The organism is Terrimonas rubra (assembly GCF_042686025.1).
Taxonomy (GTDB): domain Bacteria; phylum Bacteroidota; class Bacteroidia; order Chitinophagales; family Chitinophagaceae; genus Terrimonas; species Terrimonas rubra.
In genome coordinates this window covers 1,492,462-1,517,698 of record NZ_JBHUOZ010000003.1, presented here as the reverse complement: position 1 = coordinate 1,517,698, position 25,237 = coordinate 1,492,462, and the positions used below count along the sequence as shown (strand labels likewise).

The window sequence follows — 25,237 nt, the reverse complement described above, 5'->3', positions numbered from 1 at the left end:
GGACCCGTATGTTCTGGAACAACATACCCTTACCGGGATATTCCGACCATCTTTTTTGCAACAACTGTTTGCTCACGGACACACACAAACAAAAAAGGTACAGTGTTCCCGGTCTTCTGGAACAAGACCGCACTGTACCTCACTTTTAAAAGAAAAAAAGTTTTACAATGTTAAGAAAAAATCTGTTAGCATGTGCTTTGCACCTGCTTATTCTACCTGCTTTTGCACAGGATTCTACAACAACCGAAGAAAAAACTTCTCCCCTCAGTATCAGCGGTTCTGCCGACGCTTATTACCGGTACGATTTTGCAAAAACCAAAGCGAATAACTATACCAGCTTTACGCCAACACACAATACGTTTGCATTGGGTATGGCCAGTGTAAAATTCGATTATACCATGGGTAAAGTAAATGCTGTACTGGACCTTGGTTTTGGCCCGCGTGCAAAAGATTTTGCCTATACCGATGATGGTATTACACAGGCTATCAAGCAGGCCTATATCTCTTATGCACCAGCCGACTGGATCAGTTTTTTGGTAGGTACCTGGGGTACACATGTGGGTTATGAAGTACTTGACCCGCAGGCCAACCGTAACTACAGCACATCTTATATGTTCAGTAATGGTCCTTTCGGACATACCGGTGTAAAAGCCAATATTACCAAGGGTAAACATGGTTTTATGCTGGGTATTGCCAATGCCACCGATTACCGTGTGGTACCCGACGATGCCATTAACCGCAAATTTACTTTGGCACAGTATAGCCTGCAGGCCAATGATAATATATCGCTGTATGTAAATTATGTTGGCGGTAAAGCGCCGGATACAACCATTAGTCACCAGGTAGATGCGGTGGTAACGGCTAAGATCAGCGACAAATTCAGTATTGGTTATAATGGTACGGTTACCGGTGTAAACGGCTGGGATGGCGCCAAGAAAACATCTTCCAAAACCTGGTGGGGTTCGGCCTTATACCTGAACGTGGATCCTAAACCCTGGTTTGGTCTTACCTTACGTGGCGAATACTTTAATGATGAGAACGGCTTAAAAGTGTATAGTGGTACAGATGGCGGTACTATTTTCGCCACTACCCTGTCGGCTAACTTTAAAGTGGGTGGACTGACCTTTATTCCCGAATTCCGGGTTGATAATGCCAGCAAGGATTACCTGTTTGTAAAAAGCGATGGCACCGCCACCAAAACGGCTGCTAACTTTTTATTTGCTGCAGTTTACTCCTTTTAGTAAATATTTTTTATTGTATAAATGCTCCCGGATGGGAGCATTTATTGTTTTATGAAGGTTAGAGGGAAAAAAATGAGCGTTAGTAAGCATGCCTGGCCTGTTTTTAACTCTTATAAGACCAAAATAAACATATTAATATATTTAATATATGTGTAAATCGTTTGCACTGAATGTATTGCATAAATAGCCTGGTTATTTGAATGTTTATAAGTTGTAATTTTGTGGCTCCAACGATGTTTGTTAACCACAAAATGGCCCGTGATGAAATACAACTTTACGCTTGCTTTACTTGGTGTTCTTTCTTCTGTTGTAGTTTTTGCGCAAAATGATGCCGTGGATTATACCGCTTACCCCGAACGTTTTGAAAAATTGCTTACTCCCGCTGCCAATAATAACCTGGTGAATGTAGTAGAGCACCATGACGAAGCCGATAATCATATTTTATTCAATGCCCATTTTAAAAATGGCAAACTGCATCACAGCTGGTACAGTCAGTACGCCAATGGGGTAAAATGTGATTCGGGTTATTTTAAACATGGTATTCCCGAGGGTGAATGGAAACACTGGGACAAAGCCGGCAACCTGCGCATGGTACGTACTTTTTCAACCACCAAATACCACAGGGTAACAGATGAAATAACCAAGCAGATCAAACATCCTACCTATACCCTATCACGTATGGCCAAACAAAATAAGAATGCGGCCTGGCAACATTTACAAACCAAAGAAACGGCCATTAAAAGTAAAGATTACAAGGTTAAAGCTTTATACAATGTAACAGCGGATGTCGGTTATGCATCGGTTTATAATGAATGCCTGTATCATGGCCTGTATATGAATTTAAACGAGAATGGTGTAGTGACCGACTCCGGTTATTATAAAGATGGCCTGCGTGACGGACTCTGGCTGGAACGTGATGCGGTTACACAAACCATTAATACGGGTATGTATAAACATGGTAAAAAAACGAAGGAGTGGAAACAGTATGATGCCCGGCAACGTTTAACGGGTATTACTATGTATAAAGAAGGCGAAGAAACCTATAGAAAAAATTTCCGCTAGTGGCGAACTAGGTTTCCCGCAGATGCCGCAAATGACTCTGCAGATTTTCGCGGATATACTATTGGTTATTTAAAACCGGCCTTCATTACCCTTAATACATTGCCACCCAAAATCTTCCGGATCGATTTTTTGGAATAACCCCTTTCCAATAAGGCTTCTGTTATTTTGGGATAGGTGGTTACATCTTCCAGCCCTTTTGGTAAGGCGCTGATCCCATCATAGTCGGATCCAATGCCCACATAATCATCCCCTACCAGTTTTACAATATAATCTATATGGTCTACCAGGTCATTGATAGTGGGTTGCACATCGGCTACCTGGTTACGAAAATACTGCCGCCATTCCTGTTGCACACGGGCACTGTCCTTATACACCTGCCATAAAGAATCCTGTATTATTGGCCGTTCAACTTTATTTAACTGTGCCAGTCTTTCATCGTAGGCCTTGCTGATAAAACCCGAATAAAAATTAATGCAGATCACACCCCCGTTTTTCGCTACGGCTTTGATCTGTTCATCCTTTACATTCCGGAAAACCGGGCAGAGCGCCCATACCGAACTATGTGATAATATCACGGGCTTGCTACTGGCCGCGATGGCATCATAAAAAGTCTGTTCACCGGTATGGGACAGGTCAACCAGTATGCCCAGTTCGTTCAGGCGTTTTACTACCTGTACCCCAAAATCCGTTAACCCTTTATGCGTTAAACTATCACCCTTTTGTGTCTCGTCCATGGCACTGGTGGCCCAACTGTTGCTGTTATTCCAGGTAAGGGTAAGGTAACGCATACCGCGTTGGTGTAATGCATCCAGTTTATTTAAATCATCTTCTATCATATGGCCGCCCTCCACCCCAATTAATGCGGCCAGTTTTTTTTGTTTGATGGCTCTCTTTACATCAGCATAGCTTTTCGCCAGTATCATGCGGTCGGGGTTACGGGCCGCTATATGTTCCAGCGAGTCAATCTCTTCCATGGCATCTTTATATACGCCTTCGGCGTTCCGGGCTTTGGGGCCGGTGAATACCGAAAAAAACTGCACATCCACCCCGCCTTCCTGCCAGCGGTCCAGGTCGCTATGGCCTTTTGTTAGCCGGTGCGAAATATCCTGTTTACCCAATACGGAGGCGGACAACACATCATTATGCCCGTCAACCAGTACGGCTTTCTGGTGCAGCTTGCCGGCATTTTGCGCCGTTAATACCGTTACCAATAATAAAGCGGTTCCTGTGAGTAATGCTTTCATGCTGGTAAGATAAGTAATTAATAGAAGATGGTTCATGGATCATCGTTCATGGTTATTGGTTAATTGTTAATCATTAACAGGTAATAGCAAGACAGAAACCTGGTTTTTATATGAAAAAGGCGGGGAGCAAAAAAAATCAAAAAAAAATTTACAAACAATTCAAAATCATTTTGTGCGAAAACAAAAAAGTCCTATTTTTGCCGCCCAATCACGGGATGGCTGCGTAGCTCAACTGAATAGAGCATCTGACTACGGATCAGAAGGTTTCAGGTTTGAATCCTGACGCGGTCACAAAAGAAAAGAGTTGCATTTATGCGACTCTTTTTTTATGCCTGTTAACGTTGTAATAACGCATAAACAGTAAAGTGTTATTTAATTTCTTTATTTACCTTATCCACTAACTCTTTTTGTAGCCTTTTTGGCAGTTTACTCCAGTGAATATCCATTAATGCGCCCTGCAATGCATACAGGTATAAATTTACCGGCAGTTTAATGCCTGGGAATTTCCTGGTTAATGTTATATAGGCTCTGGCCGGGGTAATAACAGCAAGATCAGTTAAGGTATAAATCCCGATCTCCTGTAATCTCCTGGCCACCGAAGGGCCGATATTTTTTGTTTGGGTAAGATGACGGATATCCGGTTTCATGATTTTATTTTTAGTATTTCCCTGTTACAAACGATCCCGGTAATGATTACCGGGATCGCTTATTTTATGGTATCGGAAATGTATTTTATTTGATACTGTAGAAGAATGATCTGAGCTCACCGGCAAAAGCCTCGGGTACTTCCAGTGCGGCAAAATGTCCGCCGGCATCCATTTTTTTATAGTGTACCACATTCACAAAACGTTCGGCCCATTCGCGGGGAAATTGTGCTTCTCTGGGAAATACGGCAACCCCTGCAGGTACCTGTGTTTTTTGTAAAGGCTGTGCCCCGCCCCATTGTGCAATGGCATCTGCTTTGTACATCCTGGTGGATGAGGCGATGGTCTCTGTTACCCAATAGATCATGATATTGGTAAGCAGGGCATCTCTGCCACCAAAGGCTGCTTCAATTAATTCAGGAGGTGCGCCGGCATTGCCGAAACTTAAGATCCAGGCGGCCAATGCTACAGGCGAGTCATTTAAGCCATAAGCCAGTGACTGTGGTTTGGTAGCATGTACCATGGCATAAGCGCCTTCACTATACCACCATTGCTGTACAAAACCGGCAAATTGTTTTTCTTCATCGCTCATGGTATTCGGATCTTCCTGCCCCATGGGATAACCCAGGTCGGTAAAATGAACCGCTTCCACCACATCAGGGTATTTGGATGCCAGGGCCTTGGTAACACCCATTCCCACATCGCCGCCCGCGGCATAAAACTTTTTATAGCCCAGTACTTCGGTCATTAGTTTTTTCCATAGCCCGGCTACCGCTTCGCTATTGGTGGATGTTTTGCCTGAAAAGCCAAAGCCGGGAATAGATGGGATTACCAGGTCAAAGCTTTGTTCGCCTTCGGTCAGTAAGGGAATGATCCTGTGAAAACGATAATAACTATCGGGCCAGCCATGGGTTAATATTAAAGGTTTTGGGTTGCTGCCCTTACCCTTTATCAGCTGAAAATGAATGGGAAAACCATCTATTTCGGTCATGTATTGGGGATATTGATTCAGTTGCGCTTCCTGTTTTTTCCAGTCATAGTTATTTATCCAGTAAGCTGCCAATTCTTTCAGGTATTTTTCGCTGGTACCAAACTGCCAGCCGGAACCATCAGGTTCACCGGGCCAGCGGGTGTTTTGAATACGGTTTTTAAGATCGGTAATAACAGTTTCAGGAATGTTTACGCTAAAGGGTTTCATAATATTTGCATTTGGTTTTTGGGAAAATATGTTTTGAGTGGCCATGATTATCTGGCAAATGGTTAGCAGCAGGATCAGCTTTTTCATGTTGTATGTTGTATGGGTTAGTTGTATCGATGATTGACAACACAAAAATACTGGCTGAAGGAGGCGGCGATATAGGTTATAAGGCGGGAAAAATGGTAGTTTTTTCGGTAAATAAATGGCAGGCGCCCGTTTATAGTTTTCTGAAGGCTACAGGCGTCATGCCCTCCCATTTTTTAAAGGTTTTGGTGAAGTAGGAAATATCCTCAAATCCCAGCCAGAACGAGATCTCCTGTACGGTCATGGCCGTTTGCTTTAATAGGCTTTTGGCTTCCATGGCCAGGTGGTCATCGATCCATTTTTTGGCCGTTTTACCGGTTTGTTCCAATAAAACCTCACTCAGGTATTTGGGTGTAATATTTAGCTGTGCCGCATAAAAACCTACTTCTTTCTGTTCAAATGCATGCCGGGTTAAAAGTTTCCGGAAATCAGCAGTGATCAGTTCCTGCCGGGATGAAACATGGGGAAGGGCAACTGCAGATTGGTGAAAGCTTTCAGCCAGTTTCAGCAGGCTATAGATGAGGCCCGGCATGATGGCCGGTTGGTGACTGAACCGGGTAAGCAGGGCGAAGATGGATTTTATCTGCCCTGTTTGTTCCTCCGTTGTTTGCAGTACATGGTGCCCGCCCGGCTGAAAAAACGGTAAACTGTCCAGGAAAGTGCTTTTGATGATATGGGTAAAAATGTTTTCGGTAAAATACAGGGTTTCATGTTTTGCCTCGTGGTAGGGTTCCCACTGCGATACAATACCCGGGCCGATGGTGGTAAGGCTACCCGGCTGTAATACATAATCCGCACTGCCGATTTTTACAGTGCCGGGCTTGCCGGTATAAGTAATGCCAATGCCATAGGCAAAGTTGCGTAGCGGAAAGCTAACCCCTGCATTTTTATAGGTAGTATCATTGGCCAGGAAATACGGCACAGCCATATTATGCTGCTCCTGCTCCTTCAGGTAATGGAACAGGTTGAAGCTTTTCAGGTTTTCTTGTTTGCGTATCACAGGGATATATTTATATGATAAAACTACACCAATAGCAATACGATCTATTAAAAAGTTCAGATATCGGTGTGGTCATCTTTTTCATTGGTCTGGAAACAGGTTTTTTGTTTTAACTATTTACGTTATAAATTTTGCAGATTTAAAATGATGTTATTTTATTTAACTAAATGATAAGATTTGCCAAACTAACTTCCCTGTATAAAAAGTTTTAAGCTGGGAATTTGTTATTAAACACCAAAATGCTTCTTCTCCCTCATTTTATTTAATCATCAAAAGTCTGATCATGAAAAAAGCACAGTATCTTGCTCTGACAGTCGCTGTATCAGCACTGGTAGTTTGCACCGTTCTCTTTGCACAGCCGGATTCTTCCAACGTAAAAAAAACGAATAATATTAATTCTTATTCAGATTATCTGGTTATCGAGTCGAACAGCATACCCGGCCTTGTCTCAAAATTAAACAAGTTAAAAGACTATAAACTTGCAGGCGGGGTTGTTGTTAGTGTGGAGAGAACAATGAATAACATAGAATTTAAAACGTATTATCAAACGGTTTATAAATAAACGCTATAAACCCTGAAAGGCATCCTCTGCTGGTTAATAACCCGGTTTTGCGGCTTAAATCACAGGAAATTAATAATTTTGCTTTTTAGGTTCGTCTTATAATGTCAACTAAAACTTTGCCGTTTTGTCATTTAACCGTACCTTTGCCACCCAAATTATAAATTAACAATACGGCCAAATCCGTATTACCTTAAAAATCATTCAATTATGAAAAAGGGTCTCCATCCGGACAGCTACCGGTTAGTTATTTTTAAAGACATGAGTAACAACACCATGTTTTTAAGTCGTTCTACTGCAAATTCTAAAGAAACTGAAAAATGGGAAGATGGTAATGAATATCCTGTAATTAAACTGGAGATCTCTAACACTTCACACCCTTTCTTCACCGGTAAAAATGTATTGGTGGATACTGCAGGCCGTATCGATAAATTCAAAAAGAAATACGCGAAAAAAGCATAATAATCATATATTGTGCGACGGCTTTTGGCCTTGCCAGAAGTTTGTTTTTCATGGCTATACTTTTAACCCCGTAGAATCTTCTTCGGGGTTAGTTTTTAATAGTAATTGCCTGAACTTTTTATGTAGTTTTGTGTTATATCACTATACCTTAAATTTTTAAAACAATGTATCCAGCACAGATAGTACTTCCCATGAAGGAAGAATTAACCGACAACGGTTTCAGCGAATTATTAACCCCTGAAGATGTAGACAACCAGTTAGGCAAAGAAGGTACTACCCTGGTAATGGTGAATTCGGTTTGCGGTTGCTCGGCAGGTTCGGCACGCCCCGGTGTGTTGATGGCTGTGGCCAACGCCAATAAAAAACCCAGTTTCCTGACCACCACTTTCGCCGGCTTTGATGTGGATGCGGTAAAACAACTGCGTGTTAAATTAGCGCCTTACCCCCCATCCTCACCCGCTATTGCCTTATTTAAAAATGGTGAGCTGGTACATTTTATCGAAAGACATCATATTGAAGGCCGTTCGGCACAAATGATCGCCCAGAATTTAGTGGCGGCTTTTGAAGAGTACTGCGATTAATTTTCTCCTGAATGTTCTATAAAAAAGGCCCGGTGTAGTAACCGGGCTTTTTTATGTACCGTAATGAATAAGCGCTAAAAATACATGGCCGATACTGGTACAACTCTGCCGTATTTGCTACCTTGCAGTCTAAATAAAGTGCATGTATATTAAAATATATTTCAACAATAAACCACTGTTTTTATGTGATGCCATTGAACCGGCCATTGAGCCTTTCCTGCATCACGACGATGCCGTGTTTATTGATGAACTGGATGCCCATACGGTAAAGTCCATGATCCATGAAATGCAGGTGGATAAAGTACATGCCGGTGTTTTCTTACATGAAGACCTGGACGAACTGAAGAAAGCATTTTTTAAAAAGTTCACCATTATACAGGCCGGTGGCGGATTGGTGAGTAATGATAACAAAGAGTACTTACTTATACACCGCCGTGGTAAATGGGACCTGCCCAAGGGAAAGTTAGACGAAGGAGAAACGATAGAGGAATGTGCTGTGCGGGAAGTACAGGAAGAAACAGGTTTACAGCAGGTTGAAATTGTAAAACCTTTATTAATAACCTATCATACTTATCACGAAGGCACAAAATTTGTTTTAAAGGAGTCGCACTGGTATGATATGCTTGCTCCCGGTACACAAGTCACCGCTCCGCAAACAGAAGAAGACATCCAGCAAATAGTTTGGGTTCCTGTATCGGCGTTGGGTGAATACACCGGTAATACTTTTCCTTCAATAAAGGATGTATTGCAGGCAAAACAATAGCCGGTAAAAAATTCTAGCTTTTTGCTGGTTTGCAGTGCTTTATGTAGGTTTGTAAATATTCATAGTATGTCGGCAAATTATAAAAATAAAGTAGTCGTAGTAACAGGTGGTACCGAAGGTATCGGCAGGGCGCTGGTAGAACAGTTATTGTCCCAGGGCGCCATGGTAGCAACCTGTGCCCGTGATCATGACAGGTTGTATGCCTTACAATCTGCTTTCCCTTCCTCTCCTTTACACACGATGGTGGCCGATATCAGTAATGAAAATGACTGCCGCCGTTTTATAGAGACCACGCTCAAGTATTTCGGAGGTATTGATGTACTGATCAACAATGCCGGCATTTCCATGTGGGCCCTGATGAAAGACAGTTCCGTTGACCTGGTAAAAAAGATAATGGACGTTAATTTCTGGGGAGCCGTGTATTGTACCAAGTATGCATTGGATTCTATCATCAGCCGTAAGGGCACCATTGTGGGTGTATCGTCTGTAGCGGGATACCGTGGTCTGCCCGGGCGTAGTGGTTATGCCGCTTCCAAATTTGCCATGCAGGGCTGGCTGGAGTCGTTAAAAACTGAACTGCTGCACGAGGATGTGCATGTGATGTGGGTTTGTCCCGGCTTTACCGTTTCAAAGATCCGGTACAATGCTATTACCAGTGAAGGCAAGCCGCACGGTGTGGAACCATTGAATGATGATGAGATGATGAGTGCCGCCGATTGTGCTACGCATATTTTAACGGCTATAGAAAAAAAGAAACGGACCTTGTTACTTACCTTTGAGGGCAAACGGATCGTCTGGTTAAACCGGCTGTTTCCCAAATGGGCAGACAAGATGGTTCAAAAATTTTATTTAAAGAACGGTGAACTGGTCAAATAAGCACCTTTTCACGCATGCTGACCACCCTATTAATTTGTTCGATCAATTATGCCACTAATTACACTTACTTCCGATATAGGTCAGCAGGATTACCTGGTAAGTGCAATTAAGGCGCAGTTGCTGCAGGTGAACCGGGAGTTCCAGTTAATTGATATTTCCCATCATATTGCGCCGTTTAATTACCCGCAGGCCGCTTATGTGTGCCGCAGTGCCATCCGGCATTTTCCGCCCTATAGTTATCATATTATCCTGATCAACCTGTTTGAAAGCAAGCCCGAGAAATTGTTGCTGGCCTACCATAAAGAACAGTACTATTTATGTGCCGATAACGGTATTTTACAAATGATACTGGAGGAGAAGCCGGAACTGGTGATCGGTATTCCCCTGGATAAAAAAGCCAACCGTAATACCATGTATTGTACCGGTATGATGGGAAAGATCATTGACCAGCTGGTACAGGGGGATTCAATACAAAATATCGGCGAGCCGGATGTAAGTTACCTGGAAAAAAATCCTATCCGGCCCGTATTGGATAAACAGTTTATTGAAGGCCAGATCATCTTTATAGACAATTTTGAAAATGTAATTGTCAATATTACCCACGAACAATTTGAAGAACAACGCAAGGGCCGCCGTTTCCGTATCGTCTTCCGCAGAGATGAGGTAATTGACCGTATCAGTGAGTCCTATGCCGATGTGCACCAGGGGGAAAAACTGGCCCTGTTCAACAGTGCCGGTTACCTGGAAATAGCCATTAACAAAGGCAATGCGGCCGGGCTGTTTGGGTTAAAAGGTTTTTCCGATAAGCCGGGCATGCTGCAAAACCGGCTGTTATACGAAACCGTGCGGGTTTATTTTGATGATTAAGTTTGAGGCTTCCCTTCAGTTAGTATAAGGCGTATATAAGTTCATATTATTTTTTTTCCATTACCATTGATATTTGTCATTCCCCCGATACACCACCGTCATGATTATTATGTGAACGGAAAAATTGTTCTGCGATTTATGGTTAGTTTTATGTTTTCCTAAATTTTATCGTTTATATGAAAAAAATACTTTTATCGCTGGCCGTTTTGGTAAGCGGCCTGACCCAGGCCCAACTGAAAGTGTCCGATGTACAAAGCTTTACCTTGAAGAACGGCATGAAATTTTTGGTAGTGGAAGATTTTTCCATTCCCAATGCCAATATGTACCTGTTTTATAAAGTTGGTTCCCGCAACGAATACCAGGGTATTACCGGCTTATCCCATTTTTTTGAACACATGATGTTCAATGGCGCTAAGAAGTACGGCCCTAAAGAGTTTGACCGGGTGATGGAATTAAACGGGGGCGCCAATAATGCCTATACCCGTGAGGATATTACAGCTTATACCGACTGGTTCCCGGCATCTGCCGCAGAAGTAATGTTTGACCTGGAGAGTGACCGTATTGCCAGCCTGAGCATTGATCCCAAGATGGTAGAGAGTGAGAGAGGCGTGGTTATTTCGGAAAGAAGCACGGGCCTGGAGAATTCACCCTGGAGAATGCTGATGGAGGGAGTGAGTGGTGTGGCTTTCCAGGAGCACCCCTATCACTGGCCTGTGATCGGTTACCTGGATGATATGAAGAACTGGAAACAGGCCGACCTGGAACGTTATTTTAAAACCTATTATGCACCTAATAACTGCGTGGTGGTAGTATCGGGCGCCCTGAAGTTTGCCGAGGTAAAACGCCTGGCAGAAAAATACCTGGAGCCTATACCGGCACAGCCGGCTCCCCCACCCGTTCACCAGGTTGAGCCCGAGCAAACCGGCGAACGCAGGATAGAAATGGAGAAGGATGTAACCACGCCTTACCTGTATATTGCCTGGAAGGCACCCAATGCCCTGGATGCAGACTATTATGCCCTGACCTTATTAAGTGATATACTGAGCAGCGGCCGTTCTTCCCGCCTGTATAAAGCGCTGGTAGATGAACAGCAATTAGCAACCACCGTGTTTGCCAATTACAGCGAAAGTCTTGATCCTACTACTTTTGGTATTGCCGGTGTAACTGCCCGTGGTGTGGATGTGGCTAACCTGGAGAAAGCCATTTACGCGGAGATAGAAAAGATCAAAAAGGATGGTATCACCGCTGCAGAACTGGAGAAAGTAAAAAATGCCAAGCTGGTAGGTTTTTACGGCCAGGTAGAAACCATTAATGGTAAATCCGATAACCTGGGTACTTATGAAATATTCTTTGGTGATTATAAAAAAATGTTTGATGCTCCTGCCGATTATAATAAAGTAACAGTGGAAGATATTAAACGCGTGGCCAATAAGTATTTCAATAAACAGACCCGCAGTGTTGGCGTACTAAAAGCCAATACCAAAGATTAATCATTTTTATCTCTAACAAAATAATACCTGAATAGTATGAAAGGTTTACAATATATCATTTGTTATTGCCTGTTATTGGTGGCTACCGCAACCATGGCGCAGGATTATAAATTACCGGCTTACCAGAAGTTCACTTTAAAGAACGGGTTAACGGTTTACCTGATGGAACAGCATGAAGTGCCCATGATCAATGTATCGGTAGTATTACCTGCCGGCGCTATTTATGATGGCGATAAAGCCGGCCTGGCTGCTTTTACCGCCACCGCTTTAAAACATGGCACGGGGAAATACCCTAAAGCCAAGATGGACGAAACACTGGACTTTATGGGCGCCAGCGTGAACACCTATGCTTCCAAAGAATCTGCCGGTTTGTCGGCCCGTTTTGCAGCAAAAGATAAACAGCAGGTGTTTGATATTATTTATGAGCTGCTGACCAACCCTACTTTTGATGCCACCGAGTTTGGTAAAGAAAAACAACGCAGTCTTACCAGGCTGGCACAGGCAAAAGAAAGCCCCCGTTCCGTGATCGGTTACCAGTTTGATAAATTAATTTATGGCGATCATGTATATGGTAATATCACCGGTGGAACCGTAAGTAGTGTTACTGCACTGGAAGCAGGTGACCTGAAAAAATTTCATGCCGACAATTATGTTCCTAACGGATCGGCCATTGCCGTAGTAGGTGATTTTAACAGTAAGGACATGAAGGCGGAGATCACCAAATTGTTCAGCAACTGGAAAAAAGGCAACAGCCAGTCGGCTAACCTGGCATCGGCCCCGGTTGCTACAGCTGATAAAGCCAATGTATTGCTGGTGAATAAGAATGATGCCAAAGAGACTACATTTATGATCGGCGCCAAAGGTGTAAGCCGTAATAATCCTGACTTTGTAGCCATTGATGTGATCAATACCTTATTCGGCGGCCGTTTTACTTCGATGCTGAATGATGAACTGAGGGTTAATTCAGGCCTTACCTATGGTGCAGGCAGTAGCTTCAGTGCTTTGAAGAACAGTGGTACCTTTGCCATCTCTACTTTTACAGCCGGTGCTACAACCGAAGCGGCTATTGACAAAGCCCTGGAAGTACTGGATAAATTACATAAAAACGGTGTGGATGAGCAAATGCTGACCTCGGCGAAGAATTATGTAAAAGGACAGTTCCCTCCCAAATACGAGACCAGCGGGCAACTGGCGGGTTTACTGACCAGCATGTTCTGGTATAATTTCAACGAGTCGTATATCAATAATTTCCAGAAAAATGTGGATGACCTGACAGTAGATAAAGCCAAAGAGATCATTCAAAAATACTTCCCTAAAGACAAGCTGCAGTTTGTATTGGTAGGCAAGGCCGCCGATATAAAAAAGATCGCAGAGAAATATGGTAAGGTTACAGAGGTGCAGATCACTGATGAGCCGAAGAAGAAAGCCTTTTAATGGGGTAAAATATCATAATGGAAAGCCGCTTCGTTTGGAGCGGCTTTTTTATTTTTTCCTGCAGATTTTCGGAGATGAATTCGCTGATTAACGCTGATTTTTGTGTTAGTATACAACTATTAACTATAGTACATTATTAATATTCACTTATCAGCGTTGATCTGCGGGTATTATCATCTCCGAAAATCTGCGGGATTACCTTTATTGCAACAGGAAAGCCCTTAACTTTTCGTAAGCTACTTCCATCAACTCGCTTTTCTTAGGTGCATCCATGATTGTTTGTACCGCTTCGGGGATAGCTACCGGCTTGCCGGTAATACGTTCCACTGCTTCGGGGAATTTAACCGGGTGGGCGGTTTCGAGGAATATACCTTTGCCTCCGTGTTGTGCCAGGTATTGTTCCAATGCCAGGTAACCTACTGCTCCGTGCGGATCGAGTAAATAGCCTGTTTGTTGATACACGGTTTTGATGGTGGCTTCTGTTTCCGCATCGGTTACCGTAGCCGATGATAAGGAGTTGCTCAATGTACTGAACTCCCGGTTAAATATTTCCAGGATACGCACGAAATTACTGGGGTTGGCCACATCCATGGCATTACTTAAGGTTGCAACGGCCTTTTTGGTTTGCCAGTTACCCGTTTGCAGGTAAGGACTTACCACGTCGTTTATATTACAGGCAGCGATAAAATGCTTTATGGGCAAGCCGGTTTGCCTGGCCAGGATACCCGCACAGATATTCCCGAAATTGCCGCTGGGTACCGCTACTACAGGCGGATTGTTTTTATCAGCCCACTGCTTCCAGGCAAGGAAATAATAAAACTGCTGGGGTAGCCAGCGGGCAACATTAATGGAGTTGGCTGAAGTGAGGAATACTTTGCTGCGCAGGTCTTCATCGGCAAAAGCTTCTTTTACCAGTTGCTGGCAATCATCGAAACTGCCGTTCACTTCCAGCGCATGTATATTGCCGCCTAAGCCGGTCAATTGTTTTTCCTGTACCGGGCTTACTTTGCCCGATGGATAGAGGATGACGACCTCCACTCCTTCTACACCGTAAAAGCCATTGGCCACGGCGCCACCGGTATCACCACTGGTAGCTACCAGCACGGTTACTTTTTTGGTTTCATCCTTTAAAAAATAACCCAGGCAACGGCTCATAAAACGGGCACCGATATCTTTAAAAGCTAATGTAGGGCCGTGGAATAATTCCAGCGAAGAGATGGTATTGGTTACCGGCACCATGGGTAAAGGAAAGTTTACAGTGTCTGCCACGATCTGTTGTAATATATCAGCCGGAATAACATCTCCCACATAAGGTTTGATGACCTCGCAGGCAATGGATTCATTGCTTAATAATTCGATATCCCTGATCAGGTGAGGACTGACAGCTGGTAACTTTTCCGGAAAATACAATCCCTTATCCGGCGCCTGGCCGGCAATGGCCGCCTGTTTAAAATCAACCGCGGGTGATTGTTTATTGGTACTATAATATTTCAAGGCTTTGTTTTTAAGTTTTATCCCGCTGATTTTCGGAGATGATCATGCAGCGCAGATTTTCGCTAATTATTTTATTTTATATCAGAGTAGGGAATTCGCCAGGTATTACTTTAACCCCCTGTTTACCGATGGTAGTTACATATACGTGATGGGCAATGCCAATCCCTTCATAAATTTCCTGCATGACGGCTGCCACTTTATCGGCTGTAAGCTTATCAGCACTCAGCATAAAGATAGAAGGGCCCGAACCCGAGATACCACCGCCCAGTGCGCCGGCGGCTTTGCTTTGTTTTTTTACTTCATCAAAGCCCGGTATCAGGATACTGCGGATGGGCTCTACAATCACATCTTCCAGCGAACGCCCGATCAGTTCCAGGTCGTTCTGGAAAAAACCGGTTACCAGTCCTGCTATATTACCCCATTGTTTAATGGCGTCCTTTAAAGGCACCTGGGTACGCAGGATCTGCCGGGCATCGGAGGTTTTTACTTCTACCTGTGGGTGTACTACGGTTACATAAAGGTCTGGTGAGGGAATGGACAATACATCCAAAGGATGAATACTGCGTATTAATGTAACACCGCCCAGCAGGCAGGGTGCAATATTATCGGCATGTTTTACACCGGCTGCCAGCTTTTCACCGTGCATGGCCAGTTGTATGCGTTCATCCCTGTCAAATATATTACCTAATAAATAGTTAGCAGCGGCCGCAGCCCCGGCAGCACTGGCAGCACTGGAACCAATGCCGCTGCCGGGTTTTATGCGTTTGTCAATAGCTATTTCAAAACCAACGGTACCGTCCGTTTTTTTCATAGCTTCCAGTAATACCACACCGGCCACATTTTTTTCAGGGTCGGTAGGCAGGTTATAATCATCCAGGTTCTTAATACGTACAACCGGTTCATCGATCAGTTGAACATGCATGATATCATAGGGAGCTTCCAGCGCCAGGCCTAAGATATCAAAGCCACAAACCAGGTTAGCAACGGTTCCGGGACAGTGTACGATACAAGCGTTATTTTTCATTCGTATATTTTTAGTTTGTGAGCCTGGTGTTAAGCTTTGGTGGCACGGATAATATCGGCAAAAACCCCGCTGGCAGTTACTTCGGCACCGGCGCCGGCACCTTTTACTACCAATGGCTGTTCTTTGTAGCGGTCAGTATAAAACAATACAATATTGTCCTTGCCATATAAATGATAGAGATCATGCTCCGGTTTGATGTGTTGTAAACCAACCGATGCCTTCCCATTTTCATAGGAAGCCACAAATTTTAAAATACAGCCGGCGGCTTTTGCTTGCTGGTATAGCTTATTGAAATGAGCTTCTTCGGCTGCCATGGCTTTGTAAAAATCATCCACTGATCCCTGCATACATGATTCGGGCAGGAAGGAATTATTGGTGATATCTTCCATTTCCATCTGGTCGCCGGCTTCACGGGCCAGGATCATTATTTTACGCATCACATCGGTGCCGCTGAGGTCTAGGCGCGGGTCGGGCTCGGTATAACCTTCGTCCTGGGCCTGTTTTACCACATCGGCAAAAGGACGGCTGCCATCGTAGTTATTGAAAACAAAGTTCAGTGTACCGCTTAATACCGCCTGCATTTTATGCACGGCATCACCGCTACGGGTAAGATCGTTTAAAGTACCGATTACAGGCAAGGCGGCACCTACATTGGTTTCAAACAGGAATTGGCCATGGAATTCTTCTGATAATTGTTTTAGCTTTTTATAGTTGCTATACACCGAAGCAGCGGCAATTTTATTACAGGCTACAACGGATATGGTTTTGTGTAACAACTGGTCGTAAATACCTGCTACTTTATCATTAGCAGTTACATCTACAAATATGGAGTTACGCAGGTTACGGTTGATAACCTGGTACACAAAGTGCTGCAGGTCAGATGCTTCGCCATTCTGTAATTCCTGTTGCCAGTTTTGCAGGTCAATCCCGTTTTCATTGAATACCATATTACGGCTGTTGGCCAGGCCAATTACCTTCACCACCACATGCATTCTTTCTTTAAGATATTGTGCCTGCTGCTGTAATTGTCCCAGCAGTTTCGCGCCTACATTACCGGTACCTACTATAAAGAGGTGTACCTGTTTATAGCTGGTACCAAAGAATTCTTCATGTAATACGTTGATCGCTTTTTTAACATCCTTGGTAGCGATAACGGTAGATATATTTTTTTCGGAAGAGCCCTGTGCAATGGCCCTGATATTGACCCCGTTTTTACCCAGCGCACTGAACATACGGCCGCTGATACCCGGGTGGCTTTTCATGTTCTCGCCTACCAGTGCAGCAATAGAAAGCTCGGTTTCAACGAAGAGGGGTTCTACTTTCTGCAACGCGATCTCGTTGGCAAAAGCCGCATCCACGGCCTGTTTGGCTTTATAGGCCATACTGGCATCAATGGCTACTGATATGGAGTGTTCGGATGAACTCTGGGTAATGAGGATCACATTGATCTGTTCATTACTCAGGGCTTCAAATAAACGCTTGGAGAAACCGGGAATACCCACCATGCCGCTACCTTCCAGGCTGATCAGTGCTATATTGTTAATGCTGGAGATGCCCCGCACAATATCACCGGTTTTCGCACCATGTACTTCTATCAGGGTACCTTCATCTTCCGGCGCAAAAGTATTTTTGATCCATACGGGAATACCTTTGGCCATTACCGGTTGTATGGTTGGCGGATAGATAACCTTGGCACCAAAATGCGACAGCTCCATGGCTTCATGATAAGAAATACGCGGGATGATACGGGCATTGGTAGCCAGGCGTGGGTCTGCGGTCATCATACCGCTTACATCTGTCCATATTTCCAGGGTATCGGCCTGTAAGGCTGCTGCAAAAACAGCGGCAGTATAGTCGGAGCCACCACGGCCTAAGGTAGTGGTAACCCCTTCGGCGTTGGCTGCAATAAAGCCGGGTACAACCACCAGGCTATGAACTGGAAGCGCCTTATAAAAGTTACTGATGTTTTTATGGGTAACTGCTACATCCAGTTGTGCCTGGGTGAAGTTGGAATTGGTTACCAGCAGTTCTTTAGCATCCTGCCAGAGCGCTTTTTCCTGTTCCTTATTAAAAGCCGCTACGATAATTTTAGAAGATAACCATTCGCCGTAACTGGCCACGCGGTCGCGGGAACGGGGGGTAAATTCTTTCAGTAAAAAGATGCCGTTACAAATGTCTTCAATTTCGTTGCAGGCCTTTTTTACCAGGCTTAATAAACTGCTTTGACTAACAACGGGTATCAGTTGTTTTACTGCCTCCATATGACGTTGTTCGATAAGGGACAGCTTTTCCTTATAGGTTTCATCGCCGGCAGATGCCAGTTGTGCGGCGGTTAATAGTAAGTCTGTTATACCACCTAAGGCCGATACTACGACAATAGTTGTTCCGTTATTTGCAGAAAGGTGCTTGTTATTGACGATGCTGATTACCTTATTTATATTTTCTGCATTGGCTACGGAAGTGCCACCAAATTTTAAAACCTGTATCATGTTAATTTTATAAATGTGCCTGAAAGGATTGTGAAATGCCAATAGTAGTCTACTATTTTATGCGGCCGTTGCCCAGGGGGTGATATAAACAAGTTAATCCGCGTTAGCGGATTGTTGTTGTAATGGTAATAATGGAAAAAGAGGCTGTTGCGGCAACAGGAGCGTTTGCCGGCATCAGGGAAATAATATGGTTATTATTGTACAGCACTTTTTGTATAGGTGTACAAGATAAGGCCAAAATTATATTCAGCGATTTTTTTTTGAATATTTTTTTCTGAAATGCAGTAAGGACGCCTGTTTTATGAACTTACGGTAGTTAGTTTACCGGTGATGTTTTTAAAAAATCAGTTGCTTTTTTAACACTGCCATGTTTTAACAGCAAGGCTTTTGCCTGGTCATAATCCGTAAGCTGGTTACGTTCCATTAACATGCGGGTACCCCTGTCCACGAGTTTGTCGTTGGTCAGTTGCATGTTCACCATCTTGTTATCCTCTACCCTGCCCAGTTGTATCATGGCCGAAGTAGAGATCATGTTCAGTACCAGTTTTTGTGCCGTACCACTTTTCATACGGGTACTGCCCGTTACAAATTCGGGGCCTACCACTACTTCAATGGGATAGTCGGCTGCGGCGCTTAAAGGTGTATCGGGGTTACAGGAGATACTGCCGGTAGCAATACCATGTTTTTTGCATTCATTTAATGCACCTATTACATAAGGTGTGGTGCCGCTGGCGGCTATACCTATAACTACATCGTTTTCGTTTACATTGTGCACAGCAAGATCTTTCCATCCCTGTGTTTCATCATCTTCGGCAAATTCTACAGCCGTTGTAATGGCTTTTTCGCCACCTGCAATTACAGCAATAACCAATCCGTAGGGAACACCGTAGGTTGGCGGACATTCACTGGCATCTACAACAGCCAGGCGGCCACTGGTGCCGGCACCAATATAAAACAACCTGCCTCCCATGAGCATTTTATCACTTACTACTTCCAATAGCTTTTCAATTTGGGGAATGGCCTTTTGTACGGCGGCCGGAACGATCTGGTCTTCCTTATTGATATTGGTAAGCAACTCGTTCAGTGACATTTTTTCCAGATGCCTGTATCCACTTGCTTGTTCTGTAATTCTTTCAAAAGGCATATATCTATTTTTAATCTTAAGGCAAAATGCAAACGCGAAATTAAACGAAATACATTTTATTTAATGGTAATTGCTATGTTGTTTTCATTAACGGATCAAAGTTTTGCAACGCTATTTGTTCAATAGCATTGGTGCAGCTGAACGGAGCGTCGCAAGATCAGCCCAACCAGGGAACTAAAGCCGGTAACATACTTTTATTATTATGCTGTATGATACCTGATCAAACCCTGCATAGGTTTTTTATATACAGTACCGAGTTCAAATTCATAACTATGACAGAGCTGGTTCAGTACATCTTTGAAACCATGTGCAACACTGCCCACAAAGTTAACAGGGTGTTTCCAACTTTCACGGTATTTACACAGGTGTGTGAAAAAGAAATCGTTCAAACCATCTTCAATAATGTTCTCGATCATATAGTGACCGCGGTTTTCTGCAAGGAAGAGGGCAAAAGAGGCCAGATATTTGTTAGGTAACGGCATTTTGTAGACATTGTTCAAAATCTCTGCGGAGTTGGTATTGTAGGTAATATCAAAACGTCCACGCAGTTCATCATCAAACGTATTGTACAGGTAGTATTGAATTACTTTACGGCCCAGGTAAGCGCCGCTGCCTTCATCGCCCAGTACATACCCTAAACCGGGACTGTTTTTAATGATGCTTTTACCATTGTACGAACAGGAATTGGCGCCGGTACCCAGGATACAGGCAATGCCCTTTTCGTGACCGCATAAGGCACGGGCAGCAGCCATGAGGTCGTGTGTTACAGCTACCCTGGCACCGTTAAATGTCCTGGAAATGGCTTTTTTTACCGATTTGGCATTTTCGGGATTGGCACAGCCGGTACCGTAGTAATAGATATCGGAAATATTGGCGTTTTTTATTTTGGGCAGTAGTTCTTTTTTTAATAGCTCCTCGATCTGTTGTGTGTTTAAAAAATACGGACTGATACCCTGGGTCATGATGGTTTTGGTTTTTCCATTGGTTACCAGGCTCCATTCGGCCTTTGTTGCTCCGCTATCAGCTATTAAAATGCTTGCTGTCATAATGATTCTGGTTTATGCTTGGCCTTTCTAACAAAAACTAAGCTAAAAATGATCTTACTGAGAAATTTTGCTGTGTTAAAAATTATCTGATAGATAATTACTTATAACTTTTCGATAATTTGCGCCAAATTACAGTAAAGTTAAAAGATGGGAAATAAAAAATTTCAGGTTTGGTTGCCGTTGCTTTTATCAGCCGTGTTAACAGTGGGTATGTTTTTAGGATATAAGTTAAACAAAACCGGCAATAAAAACAGTTTTTTTGGAAAAAATAATCATACTTCTTTACAGGAAGCACTGGATATTATCCGCTTAAAATACGTTGATTCTTTATCGCTTGATTCGCTGGAATCCAGTGCCATTAAGGAAATGATGTATAAACTGGACCCGCATTCGGTGTACCTTCCACCGGTTGAACTGAAGCAGGCCAATGAAGAGTTATCGGGTGGCTTTGATGGTATTGGTGTACAGTACAATGTGTTTTCTGATACGGTAAATATTATTTATGTTTTTCCGAACGGACCCAGTGAAAAAGCCGGGTTAAAAATTGGTGATAAGGTATTGGCTGTTGATGATTCTACCCTGGTTGGTAAAGTAACCTATACCCGTATCAGGGAACTGATCCGCGGAAAACGCGGGTCGGTAGCTAATTTAACGATCTTAAGAGATGGCAAACCGCAAAAGGTTGCAGTAACCAGGGGTAATATACCGGTGCCATCCCTGGAAGCTGCCTATATGGTAAGCCCCGGTATTGGTTATATGAAGCTTACCAAATTTGCAGAGAACAGTTACCGTGAGTTTATGATTGCGTTGGAAGAGCTGAAGAAACAGGGATTGAAAGAGTTGATATTTGACCTGCGCGGAAACGGCGGTGGTTATATGAATGAAGCCGTAGAGATGATCGATGAGTTTTTATCGGATGATAAATTGATCGTATATACTGAGGGGGTGAACAGCCGCCGCGAGGAGTACCGTGGTAAACGCCCGGGACTTTTTGAAACCGGTAAACTGGTGGTATTGGTTGATGAATTATCGGCAAGTGCCAGTGAAGTAGTGGCAGGCGCTTTACAGGATTGGGACAGGGCAACCATCATTGGCCGCCGGACCTTTGGTAAAGGACTGGTGCAGAAACAGTTCCCGTTAAGTGACGGATCGGCACTGCGTTTAACTGTATCCCGTTATTATACACCATTAGGGCGCAGTATTCAACGTCCATACGATAAGGGTAAGAAAGTGTATATGGATGAATTGTGGGAACGTTATAATAACGGCGAGGTTTTTTATGCCGACTCCAATAAAGTAACCGGCGGTAAACAGTACACGACCCCCGGAGGCAGAATATTATATGGTGGCGGAGCCATTATGCCGGATGTATTTGTATCGCTGGATACATCAGCCTACCCTTCCTTCATTAATAAATTATTTATCAGCGGCAGCTTTGACAGCTTTGTGTACCAGTATTACCTGGCACACCAGCAACAGCTGAACCAGTATAAAACACCGGCTGAGTATATACAGAATTATAAAGGCGATAACCAGATATGGAAGGACTTTTTACAGTATACCGCCAAGGATTCTATTAACCCTGCGGCCTTAACACCGGAGCAGCAAAAGACATTGCTGCACAGGCTGGAAGCCCAGCTGGCGCGTTTTAAATGGCGCACCAACGGCTTTTTACAGGTGTTGAACTCTGACGATACTGTTTTTCAGAAAGCACTGGAGGAATTAAAAAAATAATATAGCAACTGTATAAATAAAGACAGTGTCTGCATAAAGGTATAAAGCGGTATATAGTTTATATACCGCTTTTATTTTACCACGCCCCTGCCCAGTTGCACACTAAAGCTGGTACCACTGTTATAAGTGGCCTGTTCATTTAAACCAACGGAGAATAAACGGAAACGTTCGGAGTGTAAACGGATCATGCTGCCATCGGTTGCCTGTACCTGTTGAATGACAAAGCCGATCAATGCTTTTTTGCGGGTGCCGGATGGAACCACATCCACTATTTTACCGGTAACGGGGGCTCCTGCACGGATAAGGGTTTTACCATCTACAATAACCGCTTCGGCTATATGCAGGCGTACCGTACTGCCATCTTTTGAACGTTCTTCGGAACTCAGGGTTTGATCGAGTATGACTTTTACCGTTTTACCCGCCGGCACTTTAACCGGTTTGTCATTGACCACTGTTTTTTCTTCTCTCGGTGGTTTGGGTGGTTCAGGATCTTTTGGGGTAACAACGGCATTATCATCTTTCTTCTTGGTATTTGTTGGTTTATTTTCTTTGGGTTTGGTATTGACCGGTATATTTTTTTCTTTATTGCCGGCCGGTGGCGGAACCACCAGATTGGTGTTTATTACATTGTTGTCCTGGGGTGTTACCTGGTCTTTTACCGGTTTCTTTTCGGGCTGAACATTTTCTCCGGCCATTTCTTTTTCAGTGGGTGTAGTATCGGGGCCAACAATTTCCTCCTTATTGTTTTTATTGATGAAGGTATTGCCCAGTATAAGGCATAAACAGATGAATGCTATGATGACCAGCACCAGTACCGATTTATCCTGCAGCCATTTGGGCCTGTTTTGAAACCAGTTGGCCAATTTGGGTAAACGCACATTGGCCGGCCATTTCAGGCGCAGCATATAGTGTGAGAACAGGTGACCGATAGCGCTTAAAGAGAGTTTTAGTTTTGGCGGCTCCATTTCACCGGTTACGGCCAGTTTATGTTCGCCTGAGTGTACGGGTCTGTCTGTTTGTAAGGCCTGTACCAGTTGCTGTTCCTGGAATACTGCATAGTTCACACATTTTAATAAGGCATCCTTAAACAGGCGGACAGAGGCATATCTTTTTTGCGGGTTTCTTTCCAGGGCGGTGGTAACCACTTTTTGTAAAGCAGGTGTGGCCGCGTTGGTGAGAGAAGTGGTAACGGGTGCTTTTTCTTCCAGTTTGCGTTTCATCAACTGGTAATCGGTGTCTGAGGAAAAAGGAGTCTGGCCGGTTAATAGTTCATATAAAATATTACCTACTGCATATACATCGGTCAGTTCATCACCCTCTTTTCCCTGTATCTGTTCCGGCGCCATGTATTCCAGGGTGCCTACTGATTTGCCATGCTGGGTTAAACGCTGGGAGTTACGGATACGGGCAATGCCGAAATCCATGATCTTTACCTCGCCTTCCGCAGATACCATTACGTTGGCGGGTTTCAGATCACGGTGAATAATACCTTTTTTATGGGCATGATCTAAACCATCCAATACCTGCACCGCAATACTGCAGGCCAGTAAGGAGGAAATTTTACCTTTTCGTTTTAACCAGTTCTCTAGGGTATCCCCTTCCACATATTCCATTACCATCCAGTACGATTCGTTACGGGGAATGAAGGCATACAGGTGGGTAATATTAGGATGGTTAAGTTTGGCAAGGGCCAGGGCTTCCTGCTGAAAACGACCTTCCATTGATTCAGAAGAATTGGTCACCGATTTGTTGAGTGATTTAATGGCGACAAGCCTTTGTATCAGTTTGTCCTCGGCCAGGTAAACCGTGCCCATTCCGCCTTCACCAATTTTCTGGATGATATTGTATTGATCGGATGGATTGAAACTCATACAAAAATGTTTTGTTCTTTGGTTTCCAAATTGTTTTCACTTTCACTATAGGGTAATACTTCCAGCAGTATGGCCGAGAAGTTATCCCTTGCCCTACGTTGCATGCATAGCGCTTTTATGGTTTCCATGGTTAAGTTAATAGAGGGAAGAGCAAATAGCTGCTCCAGTTCCCGGTCGGATAACATATCATAAATACCATCGGAGCAAAGGAAGAGCTTATCACCGGCGTGCAGCTGTAAACCGCTGCTGCTAACCTCTGGTTTAACCTGTACCACGGTTCCCAATGCCTGTAACAGCACATGTTTCATTTCGTGGTGCAGCCCCTCTTCTTTTGTTATTTTGCCCTCACTGATCATCTGGTTCACCAGTGTCTGGTCGGTTGTTAATTGTGTTAATTGGCGGTTGCGGTAATGATAAATACGGCTGTCTCCCACCGAAGCAAAAAAGACCTGTTGTTCTTTAATAAAAATAGCAACGGCCGTAGTGCCCATGCCGGCATACTGGCTGTTTTCCTGCGAAGCGGTGCGGATATGCTGGTGCATCTGCTGCATGAGTATTTCCAGCATAGCTGGAGTATTGGCCAGGGTATATTGCCTGCTGATATAGTTTTTTGCTGTTTCGCAGGCCAGGTTGCTGGCTACTTCACCGGCATTGTGTCCGCCCATGCCATCGGCCACCATTGCAAATACAAGCTGTTTGCCGGATGCCGGGTAGTAATAAGTAATACTGTCTTCGTTATCCTGGCGGCTGGGACCGGTTTCCGATATAGCCTGTATGGTGTAGGAAAAAGCATCAGCCTGTTGATCCGGGCTTACTAACTTTTCATCAGTAGCCATTACCGGTTCTGCCTGTGCAGTGATAACAGCCGGTTTCTTTTTTTTCCAGAGAAAGTTCATGTGGACTTATTGTGGTGATGAGATGAATGGATAT

General features: G+C 43.8%; 22 protein-coding genes and 1 tRNA gene. 12 read left to right on the top strand and 11 right to left on the bottom strand.

The genetic code is table 11. From position 1 onward, the window contains the following. Positions 1-167: 167 nt before the first annotated feature. Entirely contained in the window at positions 168-1,241 is a 1,074-nt protein-coding gene (locus ACFS6H_RS15490; protein WP_386100830.1) for an outer membrane beta-barrel protein, read from the top strand. 261 nt (positions 1,242-1,502) lie between these two features. Then, entirely contained in the window at positions 1,503-2,303 is an 801-nt protein-coding gene (locus tag ACFS6H_RS15485; RefSeq protein ID WP_386100827.1) for a toxin-antitoxin system YwqK family antitoxin, read from the top strand. A 65-nt stretch (positions 2,304-2,368) separates the two neighbouring features. On the opposite strand, the gene ACFS6H_RS15480 is transcribed toward ACFS6H_RS15485, so the two are convergent. Beyond that, positions 2,369-3,547, bottom strand: coding sequence for a dipeptidase (locus ACFS6H_RS15480; protein WP_386100824.1), 1,179 nt, complete (start codon positions 3,545-3,547; stop codon positions 2,369-2,371). 217 nt (positions 3,548-3,764) lie between these two features. Here ACFS6H_RS15480 and ACFS6H_RS15475 point away from each other — a divergent pair. Next, positions 3,765-3,838, top strand: a tRNA-Arg gene (locus ACFS6H_RS15475). 77 nt (positions 3,839-3,915) lie between these two features. On the opposite strand, the gene ACFS6H_RS15470 is transcribed toward ACFS6H_RS15475, so the two are convergent. From ACFS6H_RS15470 to ACFS6H_RS15460, 3 genes are all read right to left on the bottom strand, one after another. Next, positions 3,916-4,194, bottom strand: coding sequence for a TfoX/Sxy family DNA transformation protein (locus ACFS6H_RS15470; protein WP_386100821.1), 279 nt, complete (start codon positions 4,192-4,194; stop codon positions 3,916-3,918). An 85-nt stretch (positions 4,195-4,279) separates the two neighbouring features. Beyond that, positions 4,280-5,389 carry an epoxide hydrolase family protein gene (locus ACFS6H_RS15465; protein WP_386100818.1) on the bottom strand — a complete coding sequence of 370 codons (1,110 nt, stop codon included), beginning with the start codon at positions 5,387-5,389 and terminating at the stop codon, positions 4,280-4,282. 217 nt (positions 5,390-5,606) lie between these two features. Beyond that, positions 5,607-6,473, bottom strand: a complete 867-nt coding sequence (locus ACFS6H_RS15460; RefSeq protein ID WP_386100815.1) for a helix-turn-helix domain-containing protein — start codon at positions 6,471-6,473, stop codon at positions 5,607-5,609. 283 nt (positions 6,474-6,756) lie between these two features. On the opposite strand from ACFS6H_RS15460, the gene ACFS6H_RS15455 reads away from it, so the two are divergent. From ACFS6H_RS15455 to ACFS6H_RS15420, 8 genes are all read left to right on the top strand, one after another. Continuing rightward, positions 6,757-7,035, top strand: coding sequence for a hypothetical protein (locus tag ACFS6H_RS15455; RefSeq protein ID WP_386100812.1), 279 nt, complete (start codon positions 6,757-6,759; stop codon positions 7,033-7,035). A 207-nt stretch (positions 7,036-7,242) separates the two neighbouring features. Then, positions 7,243-7,494, top strand: coding sequence for a type B 50S ribosomal protein L31 (locus ACFS6H_RS15450; protein ID WP_386100809.1), 252 nt, complete (start codon positions 7,243-7,245; stop codon positions 7,492-7,494). Between the two features lie 164 nt (positions 7,495-7,658). After that, complete coding sequence (locus ACFS6H_RS15445; RefSeq protein ID WP_386100806.1) at positions 7,659-8,075, top strand: BrxA/BrxB family bacilliredoxin; 417 nt, start codon at positions 7,659-7,661, stop codon at positions 8,073-8,075. Positions 8,076-8,217: 142 nt separating this feature from the next. Then, on the top strand, positions 8,218-8,838 hold the full coding sequence (locus ACFS6H_RS15440) for an NUDIX hydrolase (RefSeq protein WP_386100803.1): 621 nt from the start codon (positions 8,218-8,220) through the stop codon (positions 8,836-8,838). A gap of 66 nt (positions 8,839-8,904) precedes the next feature. Further along, positions 8,905-9,714: an SDR family oxidoreductase gene (locus tag ACFS6H_RS15435; RefSeq protein WP_386100800.1), complete on the top strand. Its 810-nt coding sequence runs from the start codon at positions 8,905-8,907 to the stop codon at positions 9,712-9,714. Between the two features lie 48 nt (positions 9,715-9,762). Continuing rightward, the gene (locus tag ACFS6H_RS15430; protein WP_386100797.1) at positions 9,763-10,581 is read left to right on the top strand and encodes an SAM hydrolase/SAM-dependent halogenase family protein; all 819 of its coding nucleotides are present in this window, start codon (positions 9,763-9,765) and stop codon (positions 10,579-10,581) included. 176 nt (positions 10,582-10,757) lie between these two features. Then, the gene (locus ACFS6H_RS15425; protein ID WP_386100794.1) at positions 10,758-12,071 is read left to right on the top strand and encodes a M16 family metallopeptidase; all 1,314 of its coding nucleotides are present in this window, start codon (positions 10,758-10,760) and stop codon (positions 12,069-12,071) included. 36 nt (positions 12,072-12,107) lie between these two features. Beyond that, a complete protein-coding gene (locus tag ACFS6H_RS15420) occupies positions 12,108-13,505 on the top strand; it encodes a M16 family metallopeptidase (protein ID WP_386100791.1) in 1,398 nt (465 codons plus the stop codon). 201 nt (positions 13,506-13,706) lie between these two features. On the opposite strand, the gene thrC is transcribed toward ACFS6H_RS15420, so the two are convergent. The 5 genes from thrC to ACFS6H_RS15395 all read right to left on the bottom strand — a co-directional run bounded on the left by thrC (position 13,707) and on the right by ACFS6H_RS15395 (position 20,702). Further along, positions 13,707-14,999 carry a threonine synthase gene (thrC, locus tag ACFS6H_RS15415; RefSeq protein WP_386100788.1) on the bottom strand — a complete coding sequence of 431 codons (1,293 nt, stop codon included), beginning with the start codon at positions 14,997-14,999 and terminating at the stop codon, positions 13,707-13,709. A gap of 76 nt (positions 15,000-15,075) precedes the next feature. Beyond that, positions 15,076-16,023, bottom strand: a complete 948-nt coding sequence (locus ACFS6H_RS15410) for a homoserine kinase (protein ID WP_386100785.1) — start codon at positions 16,021-16,023, stop codon at positions 15,076-15,078. A 29-nt stretch (positions 16,024-16,052) separates the two neighbouring features. Then, positions 16,053-18,512 carry a bifunctional aspartate kinase/homoserine dehydrogenase I gene (gene thrA / locus ACFS6H_RS15405; RefSeq protein WP_386100782.1) on the bottom strand — a complete coding sequence of 820 codons (2,460 nt, stop codon included), beginning with the start codon at positions 18,510-18,512 and terminating at the stop codon, positions 16,053-16,055. 316 nt (positions 18,513-18,828) lie between these two features. Next, positions 18,829-19,656, bottom strand: coding sequence for an N-acetylmuramic acid 6-phosphate etherase (gene murQ, locus ACFS6H_RS15400; protein WP_386100779.1), 828 nt, complete (start codon positions 19,654-19,656; stop codon positions 18,829-18,831). A 200-nt stretch (positions 19,657-19,856) separates the two neighbouring features. Next, on the bottom strand, positions 19,857-20,702 hold the full coding sequence (locus ACFS6H_RS15395) for an N-acetylglucosamine kinase (protein ID WP_386100776.1): 846 nt from the start codon (positions 20,700-20,702) through the stop codon (positions 19,857-19,859). A gap of 210 nt (positions 20,703-20,912) precedes the next feature. Between ACFS6H_RS15395 and ACFS6H_RS15390 the strand changes: the two genes are divergently transcribed. Then, the gene (locus ACFS6H_RS15390; RefSeq protein WP_386100773.1) at positions 20,913-22,436 is read left to right on the top strand and encodes a S41 family peptidase; all 1,524 of its coding nucleotides are present in this window, start codon (positions 20,913-20,915) and stop codon (positions 22,434-22,436) included. A 71-nt stretch (positions 22,437-22,507) separates the two neighbouring features. Here ACFS6H_RS15390 and ACFS6H_RS15385 read toward each other — a convergent pair whose 3' ends face one another. Together ACFS6H_RS15385 and ACFS6H_RS15380 are read right to left on the bottom strand one after the other, a co-directional pair. After that, positions 22,508-24,307 carry a serine/threonine protein kinase gene (locus ACFS6H_RS15385; protein ID WP_386100770.1) on the bottom strand — a complete coding sequence of 600 codons (1,800 nt, stop codon included), beginning with the start codon at positions 24,305-24,307 and terminating at the stop codon, positions 22,508-22,510. Beyond that, complete coding sequence (locus ACFS6H_RS15380) at positions 24,304-25,203, bottom strand: PP2C family protein-serine/threonine phosphatase (RefSeq protein ID WP_386100767.1); 900 nt, start codon at positions 25,201-25,203, stop codon at positions 24,304-24,306. Before ACFS6H_RS15380 ends, ACFS6H_RS15385 begins: the two co-directional genes overlap by 4 nt. Positions 25,204-25,237: the final 34 nt, after the last annotated feature.